Raw genomic sequence first — 24,770 nt, 5'->3', positions numbered from 1 at the left:
CGAGCACTGCATCAAGACCCCGGGCGTGCACGTGATCGACTGCCCGGTCGATTACAGCGAAAACGACCGCATCCTCAACAGCGAGCTGCGTGAGCGCGCGCTGGCGGTGTAAAGCGTAACAGTCCAGTTGATGCCTATCCGGCGGTCACCGGTATTTCCCGATCCGGTGGCTGTCGGCTGATGGCAATAACCCCTTTATGTTGACGCTTGGCTGCCCGTGTTTCTGCAACCGCGGGTAGCCCTTGGACGGTTCTGTGCTAGGGTGCACACACTTTTGCTTCCCAGGATGTCCACCCATGCTACCCGCCCTCAGCGAAAAAGAACTCGACCGCCTCGAAGACCTGCTGATCACCTACGGCAACGATTACTCGGTGCTGAACCTGGCCGAGCTCAATGGCTTTTTCACGGCGCTGGCCAGCTCGCCGGTCACCGTCACCCCGGAGCAATGGCTGCCCGTAGTGGCAGGTGGCAAGGTGCCGAAATTCAAGAAGCCGGCGCATGAAGAGGCCTATACGGCGTTGATGCTGCGCTACGCCAACCAGGTAGCCGAAGAGCTGAGCGATGACATCGACCGGTTCGAGCCATTGTTCGAGGAAAGCGAAGGCGAGCAGGGCACGGTGGTCGTGATGGAGGAGTGGTGCTTTGGCTACATGCGCGGCACTCAGGTCGCTGGCTGGGAGCCGCTGCCTGCGGAGCAGGATCAGTTGCTCAAGGCCATTTCGCTGCATGGGCTGGAGGATAACTTCGAGCTGTTGGACCAGATGAGCGAAGAGGACATCCAGGCCTGCGTACCGAAGGTGGTCGAGGCTGCACGTGGATTGTTCCGGTACTTCAACCGGCACTGAATCCAGCGGGTGCCCCTGAGGCGGACGCTTGCAGGGGCTCTGGCCGGCGCGTGTGCCACGATTATTCCGCCATGCGAAATTATGGTTTCCCTGGCGCACTGATTCTGTTGCCAGGCAAACCCGTGCAGCATGTGCTCCATCAGCCCACCCCGGAGCTGACCAGGAGCCAAGCCCATGTCGAACCCGATCAAGCTTTACAACTTCCCCAAGTCCGGCCACGCCCACCGCATCGAGCTGATGCTTTCGCTGCTGAAGCTGCCCACCGAGCTGGTCTTTGTCGACCTGGCCAAAGGTGCACACAAACAGCCCGACTTCCTGGCGCTGAACCCGTTCGGCCAGGTGCCGGTCATTGATGACAACGGCACGGTGATTGCCGATTCCAACGCCATTCTCGTCTACCTGGCGAAGAAGTACGACAACGGCACCTGGCTGCCCGAAGAACCTGCCGCCGCCGCCCGCGTACAACGCTGGTTGTCGATCGCTGCCGGCCCGCTGGCATTCGGCCCTGCCGCTGCCCGCCTGGTGACGGTATTCGGTGCTTCGTTCAATACCGATGAAGTGATTACCCGCGCCCACACCTTGCTCAAGGTGATCGACGCCGAACTGGCCAAGGCACCCTTCCTGGCGGGTAGTACCCCGACCATCGCAGACATCGCCAACTACTCGTACATCGCCCACGCACCGGAGGGCAATGTATCGATGGAGCCCTATGCCAACGTACGCAGCTGGCTTGCGCGGGTCGAGGCGCTGCCGGGCTTCGTGCCCATGCCACGCACCGTGATCGGCCTGCAGACCAGCGCCTGACATCCCGCCACAGCGAGGAACGCCGCCATGCAACAGAACCCGGACCACCACTCCTCGCCTTGGCATGCGGGGGAGAAGACCCTGCAGGAAAAAGTCGGTGTCGCGGAGCGCATGGAGGCGTTCGGGCAGAAGGTCATTCGTGACTACATGCCCGACCAGCATCGTATTTTCTATCACCAGTTGCCGTTCATGGTCGCCGCCAGTGTGGACGCACTGGGGCGGCCCTGGGCAACGCTGCTGGAAGGGCCGGAAGGTTTCGTCAGCTCGCCGGACCCGCGCCAGCTGACGATCGACACTCAACTGCCAGCAGACGATCCCGCTACCCAGGGGCTGGCTGCCGGGCAGGCGGTCGGCCTGCTGGGGATCGAACTGCACACCCGCCGGCGCAACCGCCTCAACGGGCAGATCCGCCAGGCCGGCGACGGGCAACTGCAGGTGACTGTGGAGCAATCCTTTGGCAACTGCCCGCAGTACATCCAGCTGCGTGACTACACCCGTGTCGCGGAACCCGCCCAAGGGCGTGTCGATGCGACGACACTCGATGCCTCGGCTGTCAGCATGATCCAGGCAGCCGACACCTTCTTTGTCGCCAGCTATGTCGAGCATGACGACGGCCAGCGCTCGGTGGATGTCTCCCACCGTGGCGGGCGGCCCGGGTTCATCAAGGTCGAAGGCAACCGCCTGACCATTCCCGACTATGCTGGCAACCTGCACTTCAACACCTTGGGCAACCTGCTGGTGAACCCGCAAGCAGGGTTGCTGTTCATCGATTTCAGCAACGGCAACGTGTTGCAGCTATACGGGCATGCCGAGTTGCTGCTGGACAGCCCCGCCATCCAGGCATTCGAAGGTGCCGAGCGCTTGTGGACGCTGGAGATCGAGCAGGTGGTGTGCCGCCGGGCTGCCGTTTCCCTGCGTTGGGCCTTCAAGGAGTCCGCGCCGACCAGCCTGATGACCGGCACCTGGGCCGAGGCCGACATACGCCTGCAGCAACGCCAGCGGCAGCGCCAATGGCAGGCCTGGCGTGTGCTGCGGGTGGAGCAGGAAAGCCGCGATATCCGCTCGTTCTACCTTGAGCCGCCCGCCGGCAGTGCGGTGGCCTTTGCGCCAGGGCAACATGTTCCGGTGCAAGTCCAGCTCGACGGCGAAGCGGCGCTGATCCGCACCTACAGCCTGTCCAGCGCGCCTTCCGACGGTTATCTGCGCATCAGCGTCAAAGCGCAGGGCCCGGCCTCGCGGCACCTGCATGAGCGCGTCGTGGCAGGCGATGTGCTGAACGTGCGCCCGCCGATGGGCAGCTTCACACTGGACCAGCAGAGCACACGGCCGCTGGTGCTGATTGGCGCGGGTGTGGGTATCACGCCGTTACTGGCCATGCTGCGCGAGCAGTTGAGCAAGGGTCAGGCACGGCGCATTCATCTGTTCCATGGTGCACGCAGCCTGGCCGACCTGCCGTTCCGTGAGGAGCTGGCAAGCTTGCGGCAACAGGCCGGTGGCCTGCTGCACGTGCACCGCGCCCTGAGCCAGCCGGAAGAGGATGCACTGGCGGGGCGTGATTACGAGTTTGCCGGTCGGCTGGGTATCGAGCAGGTCAAGGCGACGCTGGCGCTGGACGACTACGATTTCTACCTGTGCGGCCCGGGCAGTTTTACTCAGGACCTGTATGAAGGGCTGCGCGGGGTGCATGTGCCGGATGCGCGGATCCATGCCGAAGCCTTTGGCCCGTCGACGCTCCGGCGGCACACCGACGATGACCAGCCCACCCTGCAGCAGCCACCTGCTGCCAGCGAGCCGGTACCGGTGTACTTTGCGGCTTCAGCCAAGGAGGCGCGCTGGGCGCCGGGTAGCGGGACGCTGCTGGAACTGGCCGAGGCTCGCGGATTGTCGCCGGAGTTCAGTTGCCGAGGTGGGTCGTGTGGTACCTGCAAGACCCGGTTGGTCAGTGGCCAGGTGCATTACCCGACCCCGCCGGCCGAGCTGCCGGAGGCGGGCTCGGTGCTGATCTGCTGTGCCGTGCCGGCCCGGGTCGAGGAGGGGGTGCAGGCGTTGGTGCTGGATATCTGATCGTGCTCGGTCCCCTGTCCAAAACGCTCAGATGAAAGATAATTCCGGTACTTCATAGCCCCAGGAGCCCGCATGGACCAGATCCACCTGATGAAGGTGTTCGTCGCCGTAGGCGAGCTGGAAAGCTTCGCTGCCGCTGCCCGCCGCCTGGACATCTCCCCAGCCGCGGTCACCCGTGCCGTCAGCGCCCTGGAAGATCAGCTGGGGGTCAAGCTGCTGCTGCGCACCACCCGTAGCGTACGCCTGACCGAAGCCGGGGGCCGCTACCTGGAAGACACCCGGCATATCCTCGCCAGCATCAACGAGGCCAACGAAGCCGCCGCCGGCATCAACGCCACGCCCAAGGGCGACCTGGCCGTCACTGCGCCCATCCTGTTCGGCAAGAAGTTCGTCATGCCGTGCATCGTCCACTACCTGCAGCAGTACCCCGAGGTTGACGTTTCCGCCTACTTCCTCGACCGCATCGTCAACATGGTCGAAGAGGGCATGGATGTGGCTGTTCGTATCGGCCCCTTGCCTGACTCCGGGCTCAAAGCACTGCGGGTGGGCAGGGTCCGGCGCATGCTGTGCGCCTCTCCCGAGTACCTGGCGCGCCACGGCGTGCCGAAGCACCCGTCCGACCTGGCGGAGCATGCGGTGATCGGCACCACCAACCTGTCGCCGCGAGCCGGCTGGCGTTTCGGAGTAACCGATGAGCCGACTCTGGTGCGCATGAAGCCCCGCTTGACGGTGACCAGCAATGACGGCGCCATCGCTGCGGCCAGCGGCGGGTTGGGCATTGCCCGCCTGCTGTCGTATCAGGTCGCGGAAGAGGTGGCCAGTGGGCAGTTGCAGGTGATCCTTGCCGAATACGAAGAGGCGCCGTGGCCAATCCATATACTGCACCGGGAGAGCAAGTATGGTTCAGCCAAGGTCCGGGCCTTCATTGACATGCTGGCGCAGGCGCTGAGGGCTCGGCAGCTGGACTGATTCAATCCAATGCCGCGCCCGAGTCTCCCCAAGGGAATGGCGTGTTGTCCAAATGGTAAATGTTGATGTGGGGCTCCTCAGCCCTGGCCGCTCTCGGGTGGTCGAAGTTGCCGATTCAGGTGAACTGAATGAAGAAGAACCCGGCGTCATCGCCTTCCTTGCCACGGCGCGCCTGCATGTCCACGAACAGGTAGCCGTTACCTTCGCCAAACAGCCCAACATGTTGCGGACTGGCTTCGGCCACGTCGGCGTCCACCAGCTGCATCATGAACATGTAGCGCGGTGGTTCATAGATCGGGTCTTGCAGCCAGCAGGGCCGGCCGCTGGGTTTGCTCAGGCCGATCCCGCTGTCCTCGTCCTCATGCTCCTCGTCATGCTCCTCGTCGGTCATTTCTTCGAAATCGATGAACGCTCGCTCCAGCAGCAAGGGCGGGTTGCTGGACTCCAGTGGCTGGCTGGCGAGCTCATGCAGGATGACCCGGGCAAAGCCACTGCTGATGACCTTCTGCAGCTCCGACTGCTGATTGACCGTATAGCGGCGCTGGAGCGGGCGGCTGAAGCTACCGTCCTGCTGTTGCTCGACGGCAAGGAAAACGGTGATAGCCATGCCTGGCGGGACGAACCGGGCCGGTTGGAACTGTTCGGTCAGGGTCAGGATGGGCGTCAGCAACCCACCGGTTTGCGGGTTGGCTGGCCACAAGGATAGGTCCTTGAGCAAAGGCGCACCGCCGATCTGACCGAAGCCGCGATCTTGTTGAGACAACACGATTTTCTTCATGGCTAGTAACACCCTTTGCTTTTGGCGAACGACTTGGCGTAACGCCGGGCCGTCCTGAGTTGTTGGATTGTGACATCTCCCTGGCTGACCAGCGATTGGTAGATAGCCTTGGACATCAAACGGATCTCAAGCTTGCCGCTCTTGAGCATCTGGTTAGGCTTGAGGCCCATTGCCTTGCGCAACCGGTTCTCTGCGGCATGTACCTGGTCATGGTGCTTAGGCGTCAGGGCAATCGAAGGGTTGCCACGCATCCTGCGGTTTTTCGGTGCCAGACCGGCATCCTGTAAGAACTTGTTACGCAGAATTTCATGGGCTTCAAGGCCATCGCCTCGGTGCACCTTGGCACCATAGCCTGCGGTTTCGCCTTCTTTGAGCAGTCCCCACGGATCAATCCATGTGAAGGGGTTCGGGGCATACTCGTAAAGGTTCAAACCACCGGCCAGACCGATTGGGTCAGGCTGGGTAAAGCGACCTATCTCCGGGTCATAGAAGCGGAACAGGTTGTAGTGCAGGCCGATTTCGCGGTCCAGGTACTGGCCCTGAAAGCGCAGGTTCTGTTCTTCCGGCAGGCGGGTGGCGCGCTGTTCATCCCAACCTGCGCCCCAGGTCAGGTAGCGCGCCGACCACACGACCTCGCCGGTGTCATCGGTCAACTGCTCCGGCAGGCCGTTGATGTCATTGTGGTAATGCAGCACTTGCTGGTGAGCGCCCAGGCCATCCACCCGGGCCAGCGGTTCGTGGCCATCGTCTTCATACAGGTACAACGCCTGCCGGCCATTGTGCTGCTCACCTAGCAGGCGCAGGCCACTCCAGTTGAAGCGGGTGCGGCTGACCACCTGGCCGTCGAGCGTCGATTCGATCTTCTCCGTGCGCCGGCCCATCGGGTCGTAGCGCATGTCTATGATGCGCTCCCGCCCGGCTTGCAGGTTGCGTACCTGGACCAGCCGGTGCTCGGCGTCATAGCGAAAAAGCTGCGTGCCGCGTCGGCGGCTGCGCTTTTCCACCAGGCGACCGAAGCCATCGTAGCGATAGCGCTTGTCCTCGAAGGTGAGCACGCGGTTGTGCCGGACCAGCCCGGCACTGGCCGCCACCGGGTCGAGCAGGTTGCCAGCCGGGTCGTAGCGGAACGCTTCGCGCTGGCCGGTCGGGCTGTCCTGACGGCCCAGGACATAGCCGCAGCCATCGTGCTGAAAAGTCTGTAAATACCCGTTGCCCGGGTGTTGCACCTCGCGTACGGCCAGTTGGTCGGCTGCGTCGAACTGATAACGCTGCTGGTCTGGCGCCGGCAGCCGGCTGGGTTGCGCTGTCCGGCGGCGGAGCAAGGTGCGCAGGCGCCCGCCACGGTCGTACTGGCGTTGGATCGCCAGGTTGCCCTGCAGTCGCAGTGTTTCCCGGTGAACACGGTCACGCTCGAAATCGCACACCACCTTGCCATCGAGGTTGACCTGGTGCAGGTGCCCGCTACCGTAGTACAGGCGGTTGATCCAGCGGCCGTCGGGTACTCGCGTGCGGGTGAGGTTGCCGAGCGGATCGTACTGGTACTGCACGCTGCCCTGCGCGCTGTGTTCTTCGAGCAACTGGCCCAGTGCATCGAAAGCGAAGCCCAGTTCCTCGACCTGGCCATCCACGGCGGTACGGCGGATCGCAACCACGTTGTCCAGTGGGTCGTTGCAGTAGTCGGTGCGTCCCTCATCGGTGTGGCGGGTCAGCAGGCGACGGCCTGCGTCATATGCCATGCGGTGAATGATGGGCGCGTCCTCGCTGCCCGGCGCAGGCAGGAAGGTGACCTGGACAAGGTTGTCCAGCGGGTCGTACTGGTAGCGCCTCATGCCACCGTCCAGATCGCGCTCGGCAATCAGCCGGTCGCCTGCATCCCATTCGAAACCGTAGGCCTCGCCATTTTCGTTGTACAGCGCGAGCAGGCGCCCACAGTTGTCATGGTGGTAGCGTACCTGCCGGCCGAGCGCATCAATGCGCAGCTCCAGCTGGCCACGGCAGTTACGCCGGTATTGGGTAACGTGACCTGCCGTGTCGATGTGCTGGGTCAACAGGCCGCTGGCATCGAGGGCAAACGCTTCGCTGCGGCCATCGGGCAAGGTCACGCTGCGCAAGCGACCTTTGTCGTCATGCTGGTACTCGGTGCGCTCGCCCTGGGCGTCGGTAATCGATTGCAGGTGGCCCAAGGGGTCGTAGGCGAGGCGGGTCAGGTAGCCGGAGCAGTCCCGCTGTTCGACCACCAGGCCCCGTTCGTTCCAGCGCAGGTGGCGGCTGGAACCGTTGGCATCGATGATTTCGACTGGGTTGCCCTGGCTGTCATGGCGATAGCGGGTGTGCTGGCCCAACGGGTCGGTCTGGCGCGTGCAATTGCCGCGTTGGTCATAGGTGAAGGTCCAACGCTGCCCTGCCGGGTCTGTCTGGCTGCGCGGCAGCGACCAATGCTCGAGCCACTCGGTCGACTCGCTACGCCCCAGTGGGTCGACGGTCTCGGCAAGGTTGCCCGATTCATCGTAGAAGAACTGCCAGCGTCCATCCATGGGGTCGCTGGCCGCAAGCAACTGGCGCTCGTCATTCCACTCGAAGCGCCAGGTCCGCTCAAGGGCATCGGTATAGGTGGTGATCTGGTATTGCTGGTTCCAGTGGCGCACGGCAACGCGGCCAAGACTGTCGGTCACCCGGGTGATGCCTGCGGTCACGTCGTATTCGAAGGCGTAGCTGTCGCCGCCGTTGGTCCAGTGCCGCACCACCCGCCAACCGTCCTCGTGCTGCGCCCATTCGTAGAAACAGCACAGGCCGCCGCCGGTACGGTGTTCGATCATGCGTCGGGCGGCGTCATAGGCGAAACTGCGCAACGGCTGGCCTGTGCCATCCAGCACCTGCGCGAGGTCGCCATTGGCGTCATGGCCATAGCTGGCCAGGCGTTGCGATTCGCCGCTCGCCGCATGGAAGTCGATGTGGCTCACCCGTCGTGGCCATTGTTCGCCGTAGCCCAGGCTGACACGCACCTGGTCGAAGGTGTCGCGCAACTGGCAAAGGCGGCCCTGGTTGTCGTAGTCCAGATAGATCCGGTTGTCGTTGCGATCACCGATCTGGCTCAGGCGCAGTCGATCGGGCCGCCCCGGGGTCGGCTGGAACAGCCGATACTCGCCTTCGCGGCTTTCGGTCAGCAGTTCGCCGTTGTGCGCCCGGCGTACGCTCAGCCCTTCACCGACGCTGAACACCGCATCACCCAAGGTAATGATGCCCATGTCCACCCGGCGTGCCTGCTCGTCGATCAGCACCAGGTGATCGTCTGCACCAACCTGCACCGAAACTTCGTAGGGCACGCTCCAGCCCGCGCCGAACAGGCCGTCGACCCTCTCGTCATGGCTGTTGTAGAAGCGTTGCCAGGCGATTGGCAGGGTTGCCTGCACGGTGAAGTCGAGGTCTTCCTCGCCACACAGGACCTTGCCGCCGGTGGCGGCATGTACCGGGTTGGGCGAACCGGCCATGGCCTGGGTGAGGGCGCCTGTCACCTGGCCGGTAACCACGCTGCTCACGCCGCCCACCAACATGCAGCCGAACTTGCTGTAGAACTTGCCGCCACGCCCGCGCAGCAGCATCAACGCGGTCACTGCCAGGCCAATGCCCGGCGTCTTGCCGCTGCGAATCTCGCGCACCACGATCGGCTCACCACCGATGCGCACGTTGTTCGACACCAGGCCGCCATCGACGATCACCGCTTCGCAGGTGCTGCGGTCGCCGCTGCGGCAGGCCGGGTGGCCATTGATCAGCACTTTGCTGGACCCCTCGGCCAGGTACTGCGGTGGCATCGGCGGGTGCTTGCTGCACAGTACCTTGTCGTCCGGGGCTGGCAAGGTATTGGCAGCGGGCGTGGCTACGGTCGGCCGCCACATCTGCGAGAAGAAGCCCTTGGCCATGTCGAGGAAGGTTTCTTCCTTCGCCTCGCCAGCCTCGGCGCCGGCCTGCTCCAGCGGTGCCGGCGGGCCGGTGACGACGCCGGCGGCACGTGCCGCGCGCTTGCCGTTGGTGCGAGTGTTAGGCGAGCCACTGATGATGTTGGCCTGCACCGACGGCGGGAACAGGAAATTGCCGATGCCCTCGCATAATCGGCTCAGGCCCGTATCGGCGCCGGTCTTGGCCATGACCACACCGACCACCAGGCCGACCACTGCGCCCAGCACGAAGCAACCCAGGCCACCGGTGGCCACGGTCAGGCCGAATGCCGCCGCCACGGCAGCCGTGGCCAGGGCGCCGATGGCCACCGTGGCGGCGATTTCCAGCACACCCCCGACGATGTCGGCCAGCATCGAGGTGTGCATCAGCGCGTCGCCTTCGCGGGCGGCCCACAGAGCGTCGGACATGGTGCGCGATCAGCCCAGGTTGTCGAAGTCGAGCGACTGCTTGATGCTTGCCCAGTGCGCCGCTTCGGTCGCACCCAGCGGGCTGGCCTTGACGTAGCTCAGGGCAAACATCTTGCGCGTGCCAGGCAGCACCAGGGCCAGCTGGTACTGATAGACCTTCTCCTGGCCCTTGCTGAACTGGCTGCTCAGCTCGATGGCGGCGATCGCCTGCCCGGCGCCTACCTGCACCGCCTGGGCGGGTTGCATGCGCAGGTCCTTGACCTGCTGCTGCAGGCGCTGCAATTGGCCATCGAAATTGCTCTGCAAGGTTTCGCCTTCGGCCAGCAGGCTGCGGCTGATGATCAGCGAGGTAGCCAGCGCCTCGAAGCGCAGGATGTTGATACTGCTGTCCTGCACGGCGGCATCGGGCAAGGCCAGGCGGAATTCGTTGACGCGATAACTCATGACAGGTCTCGTTACTGGTCGGAGCCGGAGAAGATCGCCTTCACCGAGTCGTCGATGGTCTTTTTCACGCCCTGGTTGTCGGGCGCGGTCTGCGCACCACTGCCGACGTTCAGGTCGAGGGTGCCGTCGGTATTGATCTCGCCGTTCTGCCTGGCATGGAAGCTGAACTGCTCGCAGCTGATATTGATCTGGCCGCTGGCGTTGAGCTCGATCACGCTCTTGCCGCACACCAGGCGCAGGTTTTCGCCCACTTCGATCAGGTAGCTGGTGCTGACGCTATCGGTCTTGCTGGCGCCGACCAGCAACATGTCGTCGCGGCGCACGGCGCGGATGCGGTCCTGGCCTATGGTGATGGTTTCCAGCATGCCCACCGTCTGGGTACGGTTGATGCCGACGGCCAGCGTCTCGCTCTGCTCGACCACGGTGTCCATGTTGCGCTCGGCATGTACGTAGATCTGCTCGGCGCCCTTTTTGTCCTCCATGCGGATTTCATTGAAGTTGGCCGGGCTGCCACCTTTGCTCGAGCGGCTCTTCATGCCGCTTTGCGTAGCATTGGCGGGCAAGTCGTAGGGCACGCTCTGTTCGGCGTTGTAGACGCGGCCAGTGATGATGGGCCGGTCGGGGTCACCTTCGAGGAAGCTGACAATCACCTCCTGGCCGATGCGCGGGATCTGCATCGAGCCCCAGTTCTTGCCGGCCCAGGCCTGCGATACGCGGATCCAGCAGGAACTGTTCTCGTTGGACTGGTCGTGGCGGTCCCAGTGAAAGTGCACTTTCACCCGGCCATACTGGTCGGTCCAGATCTCCTCGCCAGCGGGGCCGACCACCACGGCGGTCTGCGGGCCCTTGACGATCGGCCGCACGGTGCTGCCCTGCGGGCGGAAGCTCTGTTGTGCGTCGATGCAGCTGAGGTTGCTTTCGAATTGCGCTGCGCTGCTGCCGGTGCCGCTTTCCAGACGCTCCTGATGCACGTAGTAGCGTGCGCCGACGATCAGGTACTCGCGGTTCTGGTCCTGGCGGGGGAAACCGCTGAGGCTGAACAGGTGGCCACTGCCCAGGCCGCGGGCGTTGCCGCGCAGCTCGACCCGCTCGTGCAGGCTCTGCAGCGATTCCAGGCGGGTACGCGCATAGTGTTCGCCATCCTGGCTTTGCTGGTAGGCGCCGGGGTAGTCGTACAGTGGGTAGTCACCGGCCTGGTGCGGGCGTGGCATGGCCGAGCGCACGTCGATGCGTGCGCTGGGGCGCTGGAAGTCGTAGTCGTTGAGCTCCAGCGAACCAGGCTGGACTTCCTGGGCCAGGTGCCAGTCGTTGATGTGGTCACGCTCGCGGTGCTGCCCGTCCGGCGGGTAGTAGGGCACGCTTTCGTAACCAGGCACCTGCGGGTGAGCGCCATAGGCGTCGGCCAGCACCAGCACGTGGCGCTGCGCTTCGTGGCGGAAGAAATAGTAGATGCCTTCTTCTTCCATCAGCCGGCTGACGAAGTCGAAGCTGGTCTCGCGGTACTGCACGCAGTATTCGCGTTCGCGGTAGCTGCGGCTCAGGGCATCCTCGAAGTCGGAAAAGCCCAGGTCGCGAAACACCTGCTTGATGATCTGCGGCGCGCTCAGGTGCTGGAAGATGCGGCAGTCGCTGGTGCGGGTCAGCAGCCACAGCCAGGGGCGCAGGGTGACCCGGTAGCTGGCGAACTGGCCCTGGTCCACCGACTGGCTGCAGCGGGCGACGATGCCATGGAAGTAGCGTGAGGTGCCCAGGCCCTGCTGCACGCTCAAGCTCATCGGCTTGCCCAGCAGGGCATTGAGGTCGATGGCCGGGTCGTCGCTGGTCAGTTGCAGCTCATAGTCGAACAGGCGGCCGAGCTCGTCGCTGCCACCCATTTCGGCCAGGATCAGCTTGTCCGGCCCCAACGGGCTGTTGATCTGCGCCAGGCGCGTGAACTGCGTGAACAGCATGGTCCGTCCTGTCAGTCGGCTGTGCCGAAGTCATAGTGCAAGTCGTTTTCGCGGCGGCTGATGCGCACGCTGGTCAGCGGCTTGCCTTCGAGCATGCGGGTAAGGAACTCGCGGCTCATGTCCGGCAGCAGGCCGTTGGTGAGGATGGCGTCGATCATGCGGCCACCGCTTTCTGTTTCGGTACAGCGCGAAACGATCAGTTCCACCACCCCTTCGTCGTAGGCGAAGCCGACCTTGTGCGTGCCTTCCACGCGCTTGCGGATGCGCTCCAGTTGCAGGCGGGTGATGGCCTTGAGCATGGCGTCGCTGAGCGGGTAGTAGGGGATTGTCACCAGGCGGCCGAGCAGCGCCGGCGGGAAGATTTCCAGCAGCGGCTTGCGCAGCTGGCTGGCCACCGCGTCCGGGTCGGGCAGGGCCTGCGGGTCGCTGCAGGTGCGCGCAATGAGCTCGGTACCGGCGTTGGTGGTGAGCAGAATCAGTGTGTTGCGGAAGTCGATCTGGCGGCCTTCGCCGTCCTCCATCACGCCCTTGTCGAACACCTGGAAGAAGATCTCGTGCACATCCGGGTGAGCCTTTTCCACCTCGTCCAGCAGCACCACGCTGTACGGCCGGCGGCGCACGGCCTCGGTCAGCACCCCGCCTTCGCCGTAGCCGACGTAGCCAGGTGGGGCGCCCTTGAGGGTCGAGACGGTATGGGCCTCCTGGAACTCGCTCATGTTGATGGTGATCAGGTTCTGCTCACCGCCGTACAGCGCCTCGGCCAGGGCCAGTGCGGTCTCGGTCTTGCCCACGCCAGAGGTGCCGGCGAGCATGAACACGCCAATCGGCTTGTTCGGGTTGTCGAGGCCGGCGCGGGAGGTCTGGATGCGCTTGGCGATCATTTCGAGCGCGTGGTCCTGGCCAATGATGCGCCTGGCCAGCAGGCTGTCGAGGTTGAGCACGGTCTCGATCTCGTTGCGCGCCATGCGTCCCACCGGAATCCCGGTCCAGTCGGCCACCACCGAGGCGACTGCCTGGTAATCCACGGTCGGCAGGATCAACGGGCTCTCGCCCTGCAGGGCGCTCAGGCGCCGTTGCAGGTCGGCCAGCGTTTCGCGCAGTTCAGGGTTGCCTGGCACCTGCGCGTCCTGGTCGACCACCCCGGCCTGGTCGCGCAGCTGGGTGCGGGTGGCCAGCAACTGGTCGACCAAAGCTTTCTCTTCAGCCCAGCGGCTTTCCAGCGTGGCCAGGCGTTGGCGCTCTTCGGCCAGCAGGGTGTCGGCCTGGGCCTGGCGCTGCCCGGTAGGCACGCCGATGGCGGCTTCACGAGCGATGATCGCTTGCTCGACCTCCAGCGCCTCGATACGCCGGCGGCTGTCGTCGACCTCGGCCGGCACCGCGTGCAGGCTGATGGCCACGCGCGCGCAGGCGGTATCGAGCAGGCTCACCGACTTGTCCGGCAGCTGGCGCGCCGGGATGTAGCGGTGCGACAGCTTGACTGCGGCTTCGAGTGCTTCGTCGAGGATCTGCACCTGGTGGTGCTGCTCCATGGTCGATGCCACCCCACGCATCATCAGCAGCGCCTTGGCTTCGCTCGGCTCGTCCACCTGCACCACCTGGAAGCGACGGGTCAGGGCCGGGTCCTTCTCGATGTGCTTCTTGTACTCGGCCCAGGTGGTAGCCGCCACCGTGCGCAGGCTGCCACGGGCCAGTGCCGGCTTGAGCAGGTTGGCCGCATCGCCGGTGCCGGCGGCGCCACCGGCACCGACCAGGGTATGGGCTTCATCGATGAACAGGATGATCGGTTTGGGCGAGGCCTGCACATCCTCGATCACCTGGCGCAGGCGTTGTTCGAACTCGCCTTTCATGCTGGCGCCAGCCTGCAGCAGGCCAACGTCCAGGCTGCGCAGCTCAACGTCCTTGAGCGCCGGCGGCACGTCGCCAGCGACGATGCGCAAGGCAAACCCTTCGACCACGGCGGTCTTGCCGACACCAGCTTCACCGGTAAGGATCGGATTGTTTTGCCGGCGCCGCATGAGGATATCGACCAGCTGGCGGATCTCTTCGTCACGGCCGACGATAGGGTCGAGCTTGCCGCTTCGGGCCTGTTCGGTAAGGTCGACGGTAAAGCGCTTGAGCGCCTCCTGCTTGCCCATCGCCGCAGGCGCCACGGCGCCGCTGGCCTCGCCAGGCTGCGCAGCGCTGAAACCGTCGGTGGCGGCCAGGTGGTTCTCTGGTGAGTCTCCCACGTACTCGTCGAAGCGTTCGCTCAACGCCTCGACCTTCAGCTTGGCGAACTCGCTCGACAGCCCCAGCAGGGCATGGCGCAGGCCAGGTGTCTTGAGGATGCCGACCAGCAGGTAGCCGCTGCGCACCTGGCTCTCGCCGAACATCAGGCTGCCGTATACCCAGCCGCGCTCGACGGCTTCTTCCACCTGCGAGGAAAGGTCGGTGATCGAGGTCGAACCGCGCGGCAGCCGGTCCAGCGCATCGGTCAGGTCGCGGGCCAGGCGCGCCGGCTCGATATCGAACTGGCGCACGATACGGTGCAGGTCGCTGTCCTGCAGTTGCAGCAACTGGTGCAGCCAGTGCACCAGTTCGACATAGGGGTTGCCCCGCAGCTTGCAGAACACCGTTGCGGCCTCGATGGCCTTGTAGGCGATGCTGTTGAGTTTGCCGAACAGCGCGGCGCGGCTGATTTCACCCATGGTCCTGGTTCCTTGTATGGTGGGCGGCGGCCGGCTGGTCGGCGTAATACCGGGCCAGCTTCAGGTCGCGTGCATCGTGCGGAGGGCGGCCAAGCCAGGTATCGAAGCCCAGGCGTTGGCCGGCATTGAGTTGCAGCGCAGGCACCTGGTCCTGCGCGAGGATCAGGTTGAGGTCCCAGTCCAGTTCCTGGCCCAGGTATTCGGCGACCCATGCCGCCAGTTCGACGAAGGCCTGCCCGCCGGGCAGCAGGGCGTGGTACTGGTCGAGGCTGAGCGGGCCGAGGCACAACCGGAACTTGTGCTGGCGGTCCCAGGCGTAGCGGCCCAGGCACAGGTCCACGCCCAGGCGGTTGGCGCGCACGCCGAGCTGGCTGCGTTCGGGCAGCTCAAGCCACTGGCCGACGTATTCTTCCAGCGTCACAGGCACGCCGAAATAGCCGCTCAGTATGCTGCACAGGCCGTCCGGGTAGCGTGTTTGCGCGCTCAGGTGGCCGGACCAGTGCAGTTTGGCGGTGTCGGCCAGTGCGCCCTGGCCTTGTAGTTCGGGTTGGCCACGGCCACTGAGCGCCGCCAGGCGCGCGGCCCAGTAGTCATCCCCCGGGCGATCGTGGCTGACGGTCGGCCGGGCTTCGGCCCAGGCACGGTAGAACAGGCTCAGCAGGCGGTGATGGAAGACGTCCAGAAACGCCTTGCTGGTCGAATCGGCATGGTTGCGCTGGCGCTCGCGCATGTATTCGGTCAGGTGCAGTGGCAGCGGCCCGTTGGGGCCACCGAGGCCGAAGAAGAACTGCTCCAGGCGCGCCGGCTGGTTGCCGTCGGCGCTGACCGAGGCCAGGGTCGACGGGGCGAACCCGCAGTCCAGGCGCTGGCCCAGGCGCACAGGCTCGTCGGCCAGGCGCAGGGAATGACCGAAGCGTGGCAGCTCGGGGTATTGCGCTTCGAGGCGGCGCAGCGCCTGGAAGAAATCGTACGCCCAGGGCTCGTCCTGCATGGCCTGCAAGGTGTTCATAGGGTCGGCCTGCGCCCCGGTTTGGCCGACCAGCGCATGATCTCGCCGCGTTCGCTGGTGCGCAGTACCGTTTCGGTGAAGCTGTTGATCGACACGTAGCGGGTCAGGAAACGCTCGAACACCGCGCCGAGCAGGAATACGCCGGTGCCGCGGAAGGCGTTTTCGTCGAAGGTCAGGGTTATCTCCAGGCCACGCCCGAAAACGATCGGCCCGGGCATCGGCAGGCGTCGGGTGCAGGGCTTGCTGCTGACGTCGCGCAGGCCGTCGATCTGCAGGTTCAGGGCGCTGTCCTGCGGGTCGCCATACAGGCGCAGCAATTCGCGCAGGGCGGCGGCGCCCTGGCCGTGCTCGGCCAGCGACAGGTAGTTCAGCGACAGCTGGCTGATCAGGCGCCAGGCGCGGTTGTCATGGGCATGGCTGGCCTTCGGCCGGCTTGGGCCGGCCAGGCAACGCACGCCGGCGACCGGTGCGCTGTCGGCCAGGCTGAAGTCGCTGCGCCCGTCGCCAACACTCATGAACAGAGGCAGGTCGCGGTTGCTGCACAGGGCGCTGATACCCAGCTGGCGCAGGTCGTGGCGGTAGGGGGCCTGCTGGCCGTCGACCAGGCTGATGAACGTTTCGCTGCCCATGTAGCTGGAGCGGGTGCCATTGCGACGCTGGTCGCTGGACAACACCCGCGGCTCCCGGCGCACTATGTAGTAGGCTTGGTCGCGGCCATAGCGCGACGGGTCGCGCACCGCGTAGAACGGCAGGAATTCCTGATCCGGCCCGGTGCCGTGGCCGGTGACCCGCTGCAGGGAATGGATCTCGAAATCGGTGGGCCGGGTGCGGTCGGCGATCACGTGGTGTTCATGCACCCGATCGGAAAGGTGCAGGCGGTCGACACGGCGCGGGAACAGGTTGATCGCCGGGGTGCAGAACGGCACGAACTGGCTCGCGCCGACGCTGCTCTCCAGGCTCTGGTCGAAGCGTTCGAACAATACCAGCACTTCCAGCGTCTGGCCGGTGCAGCGCTGTACGGCCTGCTCCAGCCCGGCAAAATCGACGAACAGGAAGCGCTGCGGCAGGGCGAAGTACTCCTGCAGCAGGCGGTAGCCCTGGAAGGCCTGGGGCACCACCGGCAACGCCGCTTCACGGTCATCGAAGCCACACGGGCGCAGGGCCTGTTCGACCGGAATACGTTCCACCCAATCGGCGCCGGGTTGGCGCACGAACACCGCACAGGCACTGCCCAGCAGTTGCTCGTAGAGACGGAACGGGGTCTCGTCGGCGCCGTTGAGGTACAACGGCAGATGGCTGAGCGGCAAGCTGGCGAACGGCAACTCGGCGCCACTGCGCAGGGTCAGGCGCAGGCCGGCGCGGGCTTGCGGCACGCTGCTGGCCAGGCGCCCGAGCACCGCGCCGGGGTTGCCGAAGTACTCGGCGCGGGCTACCTGCAAGGGCCACAGGGTGACGTCCTGGGTACTGCGGAACTCGCACGGGGTCTGCGAGTTGCGCCCCAGGTTGGCGCGCAGCACGCTGTCGCGCGGCAGGCGGAACCCGGCGGCCAGGGACCCCTCGTCGGGGTCGGTCTGCAGTTGCACCACGGTCATCGACGGGGTCGGCGCCAGGTAGTGCGGGTAGGCGATCTCCAGCAGGTTGTGGGTGAAGGTCGGGTACTCGGCATCCAGCTTCAGCTGCACCCGCGCGGTGAGGTAGGCGAAGCCTTCGAGCAGGCGCTCGACATAGGGGTCGGCACACTCGATGCCGGACAGCGTCAGGCGCCCGGCGATCTTCGGGTATTCCCGGGCGAACTCCGCCGCACTCTCGCGGATGTGCTGCAGCTCCTGGTTGTACAGCTCGAGCAGGCGTGGGTTCATGCACGCCTCCGGCGTTCGGCAGGGGCCACGCGCACATGGCCGGACTCAAGGTCCACCTCGGTCTGCAGCAGCAACGGCAAGGCCGCTGGCTGGGCCCACAGGTCGCCTTCGATTTCGAAACTCAGGGCGTTGGCATTCATCTCGCCGGGTGCAGCCTGGGCACGCACCTTCAGGGTATGGGCGAGGATACGTGGCTCGTAGGTGGCGATGGCCTGGTGGATGATGCGCTCCAGGGCGGCCAGGTCGATGTTCGAGGCGCTGTTGCCGGCCAGGGCCGGCAGGCCGTAGTTGATCACCGAAGCCCCGGCGGGGGTGCCCAGGGTGGCGGCGCTGTCGAGCAGCGAAGTGGTGTTGAGCAACCAGGCGAGGTCGCGCAGTACCGAGGCCTTGAGCTGGTGCAGGCTGAGCACGCGCTTGTCCGGTGCTTCCTGCGGGTTGCCCGGGTCGTCGTCGGTCAGGCGGTCCAGCAGCGAGGGCTGCAGACGGTCGCGGGCGGCGATTTCGGCTACCACTCGAACAGCCCCACGAAGTTCTTCTGGTCTACAGGGCCGTTCGAACAGCTGGCACCACGTGCCAGGATGGAAGGCTCCAGGCGTTCGCCCAGCTGGCGAACAGCCTGGTACTGGCTCTCGCAACGGCCGGTTTGTGACGGGTCTGGCTGCACATGGCTGACAATGATGATCTGCGCGCCATTGAACTGCTCCACGCGAGGCTTGCCGCCATCTCGCTCCGGGCTGAGCTGGCAGGGCCAGGGCATCTCCAGCTGCAACAGCGAGGCATCGGCCTTGCGCAACGCGCAGCGGCCTTCGTGGTTCACCAGTACAAGCTTTTTCCCGGCAAGGTAGACCTCCGGCGCCGCGTTCGAGGAAGGAGCGGGTGGCTGTGCACAGGCATTCAGGGCGAACGCGACCAGCAGGGCGGGCATGGCTTTGGGCGCACGTTTCATTTCAGCTCCCAGAACCAGACGGCCTTGGAACGATGGGCCTGGTCGGCGAAATAGCCTGTGACCCGGCCTCTGTCCCACAGGTCGATGTGATCGCCGGTACGGTTTTCGAATGCCTGCCCGGCACGGGCGAAGCAGTCCTTGAAGAAGATGATGCCGCGCTTTTCGCCGAGCTTGAGGCGGTCGCTTGCGCTGCCGCTCAGTTGCAGCGGGGCGCCGAGATGGTGCTTCCACAGCCAGTTGGCCAGCGACTCGGCACCCCGCGCATGGCCATGGGCACAACGTGGTTCGCTGTAGGTACCGGCGTTCACCTTGATGGTGTGCTCGCCGTTGAGCGCGATGCTCATGCGAATGGCGCACTGGTTGTCCCAGCCGCCGTCGCAAGGCGAGGAGTCGGTCGGGTAGGCATTCCAGAGGTTGATGAAAGAAGGCTTGGCCATGGGGTTCACCGTGAGCGGGTGAGGTGGGGGAAGGCGCCCGCGCCAGCCAAGGCGGCGCGGGCGCGGTCGGTCAGATCTTGACGTTGGAGCGGATGTTCCAGCCGTACTTGATCGGGCCGCCTTCCTTGGTGCCGTCGGCTTTCTGCGGCTGATAGTCGACGGTGACCTTGGCGAAGTTCAGGGTCACGTGCTCGGTCAGGCGGTCGTCGCTGCCCGAACCACCGGTGCTCAGCGAGCTGATGATGACTTCTTCGAGGTTGATGATCAGGTACTCGACCTGGCTCTCGCCCCCGGCCTTGCGCACGGTCAACTTGACCTTGTCGATGTGCTTGCCGCTGGAGCAGTGGGCCATCAGGTTAGGGCTGGACTTGTCGATGTACTTGGTGATCGACAGGTCCTGGATGTTGACCTTGCCCGAGCCGCCGCCGCTGCCCATGTGCATGTTGCCGGACTGGGACATGCCCCAGCTCCAGTTGAGCACGTCGATTTCGTCCTTGTGGGCCTTGTCGTGGGACTCGCCCTTGATGTCGCCGATCTTGATGAAAATATCTACAGCCATGGTGTCCTCGGTATTACATGTCAGGTTGGCGGTTGGGTGCAGTTGGGGCTGTCAGGCAGCCCCCGGGGCTGTCAGGCCCCTTTGGCCGAAGGCAGCTTCGATACCAGGCGCAGCGACACGGTCAGCCCTTCGAGCTGATAGTGCGGGCGCAGGTAGAAGCGCGAGTTGTAGTAACCCGGGTTGCCTTCGACGTCCTCGACCACAACCTCGGCCGCTGCCAGCGGGTGCTGGGCCTTGGTGGTCTCGGTGGAGTGCGCCGGGTCGCCGTCGACGTAGTTGAGGATCCAGTCCTGCAGCCAGCGCTGCATCTCGTCCTTCTCCTTGAACGAGCCGATCTTGTCGCGAACGATGCACTTGAGGTAGTGAGCGAAGCGGCAGGTGGCGAACAGGTACGGCAGGCGCGCGGCCAGGTTGGCGTTGGCGGTGGCGTCCGGGTCGTCGTACTCGGCCGGCTTCTGCAGCGACTGGGCACCAATGAAGGCAGCGAAGTCGGTGTTCTTCTTGTGCAACAGCGGCATGAACCCGTTCTTGGCCAGTTCCGCTTCGCGGCGGTCGGAAATGGCGATTTCGGTCGGGCACTTCATGTCCACGCCACCGTCGTCGGTGGGGAAAGTGTGCGCCGGCAGGCCCTGTACTTCGCCACCCGACTCAACGCCACGAATGCGCGAGCACCAGCCGTAGTACTTGAACGAGCGGTTGATGTTCACGGCCATGGCATAGGCGGCGTTGGCCCAGGTGTAATTGCTGCTGTCGGCGCCGTCGGTGTCTTCTTCGAAGGCAAACGCCTCGACCGGGTCGGTCTTTGCGCCATAAGGCAGACGCGCCAGGAAGCGCGGCATGGTCAGGCCGATGTAGCGCGAGTCTTCGGACTCACGCAGCGAGCGCCAGCCAGCGTATTCCGGGGTGGTGAAAATCTTGGTCAGGTCGCGCGGGTTGCTCAGTTCCTGCCAGGAGCCCATGCCCATCACGGTCGGCGAAGCGGCGGCAATGAACGGCGCGTGCATCGAGGCGCAGATCTTCGACATCTCGCCCAGCAGCTCGACGTCGGGTGGCGACTGGTCGAAGTAGTAGTCGCCGACCAGGCAGCCATAAGGTTCGCCGCCGAACTGGCCGTACTCTTCTTCGTACAGCTTCTTGAACACCGGGCTCTGGTCCCAGGCGGTGCCCTTGAATTTCTTCAAGGTCTTGTGCAGCTCGGTCTTCGAGACGTTGAGCACGCGGATCTTCAGCTGCTCGTCGCTCTCGGTGTTGTTGACCAGGTAGTGCAGGCCACGCCAGGCGCTTTCCAGCTGCTGGAAGTCGTTGTGATGGATGATCTGGTTGACCTGTGCGGTCAGCTTGGCGTCGATGGCGGCAATGATCTGCTCGATCGAGCCAATGGCATCGTTGGACACCAGGCTGGTCTGCGCCAGGGCCTGCTCGGCCAAGGTACGCACGGCGCTTTCCACCGCTTCCTTGGCACGTTCGGTCTTGGGCTTGAATTCCTGCAGCAGCAGGGCGGCGAACTCGCTCGGGTCCTGGGTGGCAGCTTCCGGCTGGGCCTGGGCGTCGCGCAATGGATCGTTCATGGGCTGTCTCCTCAGGCCTTGGGCTCGTTGTCGACGGGTTTCGGTGCGCTGGCCAGGGCTTGCAGCAGGGCCGGGTCCTTGATGGCCTTGAGGATGATGTCCTCGGCACCGGTCTTGCCGTCCATGTAGGTCAGCAGGTTGGCCAGTTGGGTGCGGGCCTCGAGCAGCTGGTTGAGGGCGTCGACCTTGCGTGCCACGGCGGCCGGGCTGAAGTCGTCCATGCTCTCGAAGGTGATGTCCAGGCTCAGGTTGCCTTCGCCGGTCAGTTCGTTGGGCACGTTGAAGGCCACGCGTGGCTTCATCGCCTTCAGGCGCGAGTCGAAGTTGTCGACGTCGATTTCCAGGAACTTGCGCTCGGCCACCGCTGGCAGCGGCTCGGCCGGCTTGCCGGCAAGGTCCGACAGCACGCCCATGACGAACGGCAACTGGACTTTCTTCTCGGCGCCGTAGAGCTCGACGTCATATTCGATCTGCACCCGCGGCGCACGGTTGCGCGCGATGAATTTCTGGGAGCTGTCTTTCGCCACGTTGTTCCTCCTGGTCGCCGGTACGGCGGCGCTGTTCGTTGCGGGCGTCGGTGTTGATGCGGGCCGAGGACGTCAGTTGTCCTCGGGGCCGCGCAGGTTCTCGAATTGCGACCAGCCATCGGGGATCAGGTCGCGCACAATGGTTGCGAAATCGGCATGGACCAGCTTCTTCGCCCGGTGTAGCAGTACCGGCAGTGGGCTTGATGGTTCGTGGCGGGCGTAGTACTGCAACAGGCGGTCAAGGCTCTGCTGCACGTCTTCGCGGCTGTTGACTTCGCCGGGGCGGGCAGCCGGCCGTGTGCCGTGGGCGGCGCTGGCGGTCGCCTGCTGTTCGTCATCGCGCTCCGCAGCCGGTGTGTCACCGGCTTGCGGGGCAGGGCCCGCACCGTCGGGGCAGTAGTCAGCCAGTACCTGCTGCACCAGGCGCAGCGGCTGGCGCAAGGCTGACAAGTCGATACCGCTGGCCGACCCGACCTGGTCGTTGACTCGGCTCTCGATGGCGTCCACGGCCTCGCGGGCCAGCTGTAGCGCTTCTTGGCATTGCTGCAGCTGCTCGGGGTCGGCATCACGCAGGGCGGCGGCCAGTTCCTCGGCGCTGAGCTGTTCGCTGGCGAAATGCTGAACACCTGCGGCGTGCAGCGCCGCGCGCAGGGTAACCGGGCCGAAGGCACGCGAGCGCACCAGTACCGCGTCACGCAGCAGCGCGATGTTGGTGTCGCAGGCCAGGCCGGCCAGGGCGTTGACCCGTACCGTGGGGTCATTGTCGTCGGCGGCGTCCAGTTGCGGGTGCAGGTGCAGCCAGTACTCGCCGAGCAGATCGCGGATCAGTTCCAGGCTGGCGGCAAGCCCTGGGAGGCCGTGCAGGGCCAGGTTGGCCTGAAGCAGGAAATGGGTGATGCGCAGGTCCTTGCTGCGTTGCAGCAAGGCCGTGCTTGCCTGCTCGATATCGCGCCACTGCGGTGGCTCGGCAGGCTGGACGGCGTCGCCCATGACGCGCTCGGGGCGGCCCTGGGCGTCACGTTCCAGTTGCAGAAACTCGGCGTCATATTCCAGGTCATCGCCGCAGGGGAAGTCAGCGGAAACAGCGGCGAGCAGCGGCGATGCATTCACCAGAATTCGATCTCCATATCGGCCCTTGGTGAGGGCGTGTTGTTGTGCGAAGTTGCAAATGTGAACTGGCGCACAAACTTTCCAAAGAGTGCCGGGGTGATATCATGGTGATATTATTTTGGCACTTCGAAGTTGCGCATTTATGGTTTATTTATTCGCGCGTGTCAAGGTAAGCTACGCGCCCTCGAGTGCCAGCTGTGAATTCGTTGGCAGTAACCGGGCACCGCTCGTCCGATTCCATTCAGTTAACCTCGGCGTTAGCGTTGAATAGCCGTCGTATGTTCGGTTGCAGGCGTGAAGCCCCGTAAATCAAGGGGTTCAGCCATATTTGAGTGGCTGTTGAAAAATAACTCAAATGGATGGATCGGTGTTTTAAATGGATGCATGGAGGCGTGATGGCACTTTGCCTAACTATCACTAGTTACCACAAGATTACTCCCGGGCAATGCCCGGAGATGCGGCTGGAAACCGGTGCCATCACGCTTGGCCGTGCGGCGGATAATGACTGGGTACTTCCGGACCCCGAGCGGTTGGTATCGGCCCGGCATTGTGTGATCCAGTTCAAGGACGGGCGATATTTTTTGACCGATGACAGTACGAACGGTGTGGAATTAGTTCGTGCTGGTATTCGCTTGCGTCGCGGTAACAGTGAGCCGTTGCTGGATGGCGAAGTTATCCGTATTGGGGAATACGAGATACAGGCGCGCATCGACGCGAACCTGCCCGGCACCCTGGATGGCGAACCCCAGGCACACAGTTTCGAGGCGCTGATGGCCAACCAGGTGGCGGCCCCGGCCATTCCCGCCCCGCCGATTTCCGGTGCGCCGGCTGCGTTCCTGCAAGGCGCTTCGAACCACGACACGCTGCCTGACCTGTTCGACTTCCTTGGCCCCTCGAGTGTGCCGCCGGTCAGCCAGCCCGACCATGTGCCGGCTCAGCAGCACGACTTTCGCCCGCCAACCCCCGTGGCGGTGCCTGCCCCGACCGTCGAACCGGCTGCGCCGGGGATGATCCCGGAAGACTGGAACCTGTTCGGCTCGGCACCGGCACCGGCACCGGCACCCGCACCCGCACCCGCACCCGCACCCGCACCCGCACCCGCACCCGCACAGACACAGACCCCGACTGCGCCGCCTGCGCCAGCCATTCCGGCAGTGCCTGCACAGCCGGCTGCGAGCGCTCCGGTCGCAGCACCCACCGCTGCGCCTGCGCCTGCGCCAGCTGCAAGCAGCGATGCGTTGCTGCAGGCGTTCCTGCGCGGCGCCGGTGTCGAGCACCTGCGCATCGACGCCGCCGACGCCGCCGCGCAGATGGAGGCCATCGGCCAAAGCTACCGCTTGATGGTGGAGGGCCTGATCGACGTGTTGCGTGCACGCAGCAGCCTGAAGGGCGAGTTCCGCATGCAGCAGACCACCATCGCCCCGGTGCAGAACAACCCGCTGAAGTTCGCCCCAAATGCCGACGAGGCGTTGCTGCTGTTGCTGCGTCACGGCAACCAGGCGTTCATGGCGCCGGACCAGGCCGTGCGTGAAAGCTTCGATGATGTGCGCGCCCACCAGCTGGCGGTGATGGCGGGCGTGCAGGCCGCCATCAAACACCTGCTTGCGTGTTTCCAGCCGGCGCGCCTGGAGCAGCGCCTGGCACCTGCGGCTGGGCTGGCCAAGTTGTTCGGTGGCTCGCGCCAGGCCCACTGCTGGCAGCAGTTCACCGAGCTTTACGGGCAGATCTCCCGTGAAGCCGAAGACGATTTCCAGGAACTGTTCGGCCGCGAATTCAGCCGCGCCTACGAGGCCCACAGCAACCGTTTGCAACGTAGTTGAGCGCACCCAGGAAGACCACGGTACGTCAAGAGGA

The 24,770-nt window shown here is 64.8% G+C and carries 20 protein-coding genes; 6 read left to right on the top strand and 14 right to left on the bottom strand.

Annotation, left to right across the window (positions count from 1 at the left end; genetic code table 11):
* From ACK1U9_RS21595 to ACK1U9_RS21575, 5 genes are all read left to right on the top strand, one after another.
* The coding region (locus ACK1U9_RS21595; protein WP_232881519.1) for a hypothetical protein at positions 1-112 on the top strand (112 nt) is incomplete at its 5' end.
* Between the two features lie 184 nt (positions 113-296).
* Complete coding sequence (locus tag ACK1U9_RS21590; protein WP_046616257.1) at positions 297-845, top strand: UPF0149 family protein; 549 nt, start codon at positions 297-299, stop codon at positions 843-845.
* 174 nt (positions 846-1,019) lie between these two features.
* Positions 1,020-1,649, top strand: coding sequence for a glutathione S-transferase family protein (locus tag ACK1U9_RS21585; RefSeq protein ID WP_135002619.1), 630 nt, complete (start codon positions 1,020-1,022; stop codon positions 1,647-1,649).
* 27 nt (positions 1,650-1,676) lie between these two features.
* A complete protein-coding gene (locus ACK1U9_RS21580) occupies positions 1,677-3,713 on the top strand; it encodes a pyridoxamine 5'-phosphate oxidase family protein (RefSeq protein ID WP_449110174.1) in 2,037 nt (678 codons plus the stop codon).
* 72 nt (positions 3,714-3,785) lie between these two features.
* Positions 3,786-4,682: a LysR family transcriptional regulator gene (locus ACK1U9_RS21575; protein WP_085600957.1), complete on the top strand. Its 897-nt coding sequence runs from the start codon at positions 3,786-3,788 to the stop codon at positions 4,680-4,682.
* 115 nt (positions 4,683-4,797) lie between these two features.
* On the opposite strand, the gene ACK1U9_RS21570 is transcribed toward ACK1U9_RS21575, so the two are convergent.
* The 14 genes from ACK1U9_RS21570 to tssA form a co-directional block, all read right to left on the bottom strand.
* Positions 4,798-5,460 (bottom strand): hypothetical protein, encoded by a 663-nt coding sequence (locus ACK1U9_RS21570; protein ID WP_108481710.1) that lies wholly within the window; start codon positions 5,458-5,460, stop codon positions 4,798-4,800.
* Between the two features lie 2 nt (positions 5,461-5,462).
* Entirely contained in the window at positions 5,463-9,821 is a 4,359-nt protein-coding gene (locus ACK1U9_RS21565) for an RHS repeat-associated core domain-containing protein (RefSeq protein ID WP_108481709.1), read from the bottom strand.
* 9 nt (positions 9,822-9,830) lie between these two features.
* A complete protein-coding gene (locus tag ACK1U9_RS21560) occupies positions 9,831-10,265 on the bottom strand; it encodes a DcrB-related protein (RefSeq protein ID WP_046616253.1) in 435 nt (144 codons plus the stop codon).
* Between the two features lie 11 nt (positions 10,266-10,276).
* Positions 10,277-12,214 (bottom strand): type VI secretion system Vgr family protein, encoded by a 1,938-nt coding sequence (locus ACK1U9_RS21555; RefSeq protein ID WP_108481708.1) that lies wholly within the window; start codon positions 12,212-12,214, stop codon positions 10,277-10,279.
* 11 nt (positions 12,215-12,225) lie between these two features.
* A complete protein-coding gene (gene tssH / locus ACK1U9_RS21550) occupies positions 12,226-14,901 on the bottom strand; it encodes a type VI secretion system ATPase TssH (RefSeq protein WP_449110173.1) in 2,676 nt (891 codons plus the stop codon).
* The gene (gene tssG / locus ACK1U9_RS21545) at positions 14,894-15,910 is read right to left on the bottom strand and encodes a type VI secretion system baseplate subunit TssG (RefSeq protein ID WP_046616250.1); all 1,017 of its coding nucleotides are present in this window, start codon (positions 15,908-15,910) and stop codon (positions 14,894-14,896) included. Before tssG ends, tssH begins: the two co-directional genes overlap by 8 nt.
* Positions 15,907-17,769, bottom strand: a complete 1,863-nt coding sequence (gene tssF, locus ACK1U9_RS21540; RefSeq protein ID WP_085600961.1) for a type VI secretion system baseplate subunit TssF — start codon at positions 17,767-17,769, stop codon at positions 15,907-15,909. Before tssF ends, tssG begins: the two co-directional genes overlap by 4 nt.
* Complete coding sequence (gene tssE / locus ACK1U9_RS21535; protein ID WP_025340319.1) at positions 17,766-18,281, bottom strand: type VI secretion system baseplate subunit TssE; 516 nt, start codon at positions 18,279-18,281, stop codon at positions 17,766-17,768. The genes tssF and tssE overlap by 4 nt, the downstream gene beginning before the upstream one ends.
* On the bottom strand, positions 18,275-18,715 hold the full coding sequence (locus ACK1U9_RS21530) for a hypothetical protein (RefSeq protein ID WP_449110172.1): 441 nt from the start codon (positions 18,713-18,715) through the stop codon (positions 18,275-18,277). Before ACK1U9_RS21530 ends, tssE begins: the two co-directional genes overlap by 7 nt.
* Positions 18,712-19,152, bottom strand: a complete 441-nt coding sequence (locus ACK1U9_RS21525) for a type VI secretion system amidase effector protein Tae4 (protein WP_025340317.1) — start codon at positions 19,150-19,152, stop codon at positions 18,712-18,714. The genes ACK1U9_RS21530 and ACK1U9_RS21525 overlap by 4 nt, the downstream gene beginning before the upstream one ends.
* 70 nt (positions 19,153-19,222) lie before the next feature.
* Positions 19,223-19,711: an Hcp family type VI secretion system effector gene (locus ACK1U9_RS21520; RefSeq protein WP_046616247.1), complete on the bottom strand. Its 489-nt coding sequence runs from the start codon at positions 19,709-19,711 to the stop codon at positions 19,223-19,225.
* 71 nt (positions 19,712-19,782) lie between these two features.
* Positions 19,783-21,279: a type VI secretion system contractile sheath large subunit gene (tssC, locus tag ACK1U9_RS21515; protein WP_322492481.1), complete on the bottom strand. Its 1,497-nt coding sequence runs from the start codon at positions 21,277-21,279 to the stop codon at positions 19,783-19,785.
* An 11-nt stretch (positions 21,280-21,290) separates the two neighbouring features.
* The gene (gene tssB / locus ACK1U9_RS21510) at positions 21,291-21,806 is read right to left on the bottom strand and encodes a type VI secretion system contractile sheath small subunit (RefSeq protein ID WP_025340314.1); all 516 of its coding nucleotides are present in this window, start codon (positions 21,804-21,806) and stop codon (positions 21,291-21,293) included.
* Positions 21,807-21,878: 72 nt separating this feature from the next.
* Entirely contained in the window at positions 21,879-22,916 is a 1,038-nt protein-coding gene (gene tssA / locus ACK1U9_RS21505; protein WP_196183447.1) for a type VI secretion system protein TssA, read from the bottom strand.
* A 395-nt stretch (positions 22,917-23,311) separates the two neighbouring features.
* Between tssA and tagH the strand changes: the two genes are divergently transcribed.
* The gene (tagH, locus tag ACK1U9_RS21500; protein WP_449110171.1) at positions 23,312-24,736 is read left to right on the top strand and encodes a type VI secretion system-associated FHA domain protein TagH; all 1,425 of its coding nucleotides are present in this window, start codon (positions 23,312-23,314) and stop codon (positions 24,734-24,736) included.
* Positions 24,737-24,770 lie beyond the last annotated feature (34 nt).

The sequence above is a fragment of the Pseudomonas sp. XP1 genome, from assembly GCF_053557675.1.
This window is presented reverse-complemented; position numbering and strand designations above follow the sequence as displayed.

Coding starts and splice junctions, on each gene's coding strand:
- tssG (WP_046616250.1), bottom strand. CDS start 15,910: ATGAACACCTTGCAGGCCATGCAGGACGAGCCCTGGGCGTACGATTTC.
- tssH (WP_449110173.1), bottom strand. CDS start 14,901: ATGGGTGAAATCAGCCGCGCCGCGCTGTTCGGCAAACTCAACAGCATC.
- ACK1U9_RS21580 (WP_449110174.1), top strand. CDS start 1,677: ATGCAACAGAACCCGGACCACCACTCCTCGCCTTGGCATGCGGGGGAG.
- ACK1U9_RS21570 (WP_108481710.1), bottom strand. CDS start 5,460: ATGAAGAAAATCGTGTTGTCTCAACAAGATCGCGGCTTCGGTCAGATC.
- ACK1U9_RS21525 (WP_025340317.1), bottom strand. CDS start 19,152: ATGGCCAAGCCTTCTTTCATCAACCTCTGGAATGCCTACCCGACCGAC.
- tssC (WP_322492481.1), bottom strand. CDS start 21,279: ATGAACGATCCATTGCGCGACGCCCAGGCCCAGCCGGAAGCTGCCACC.
- tagH (WP_449110171.1), top strand. CDS start 23,312: ATGGCACTTTGCCTAACTATCACTAGTTACCACAAGATTACTCCCGGG.
- ACK1U9_RS21590 (WP_046616257.1), top strand. CDS start 297: ATGCTACCCGCCCTCAGCGAAAAAGAACTCGACCGCCTCGAAGACCTG.
- ACK1U9_RS21560 (WP_046616253.1), bottom strand. CDS start 10,265: ATGAGTTATCGCGTCAACGAATTCCGCCTGGCCTTGCCCGATGCCGCC.
- ACK1U9_RS21520 (WP_046616247.1), bottom strand. CDS start 19,711: ATGGCTGTAGATATTTTCATCAAGATCGGCGACATCAAGGGCGAGTCC.
- ACK1U9_RS21555 (WP_108481708.1), bottom strand. CDS start 12,214: ATGCTGTTCACGCAGTTCACGCGCCTGGCGCAGATCAACAGCCCGTTG.
- ACK1U9_RS21585 (WP_135002619.1), top strand. CDS start 1,020: ATGTCGAACCCGATCAAGCTTTACAACTTCCCCAAGTCCGGCCACGCC.
- ACK1U9_RS21575 (WP_085600957.1), top strand. CDS start 3,786: ATGGACCAGATCCACCTGATGAAGGTGTTCGTCGCCGTAGGCGAGCTG.
- tssF (WP_085600961.1), bottom strand. CDS start 17,769: ATGAACCCACGCCTGCTCGAGCTGTACAACCAGGAGCTGCAGCACATC.
- ACK1U9_RS21530 (WP_449110172.1), bottom strand. CDS start 18,715: ATGAAACGTGCGCCCAAAGCCATGCCCGCCCTGCTGGTCGCGTTCGCC.
- ACK1U9_RS21565 (WP_108481709.1), bottom strand. CDS start 9,821: ATGTCCGACGCTCTGTGGGCCGCCCGCGAAGGCGACGCGCTGATGCAC.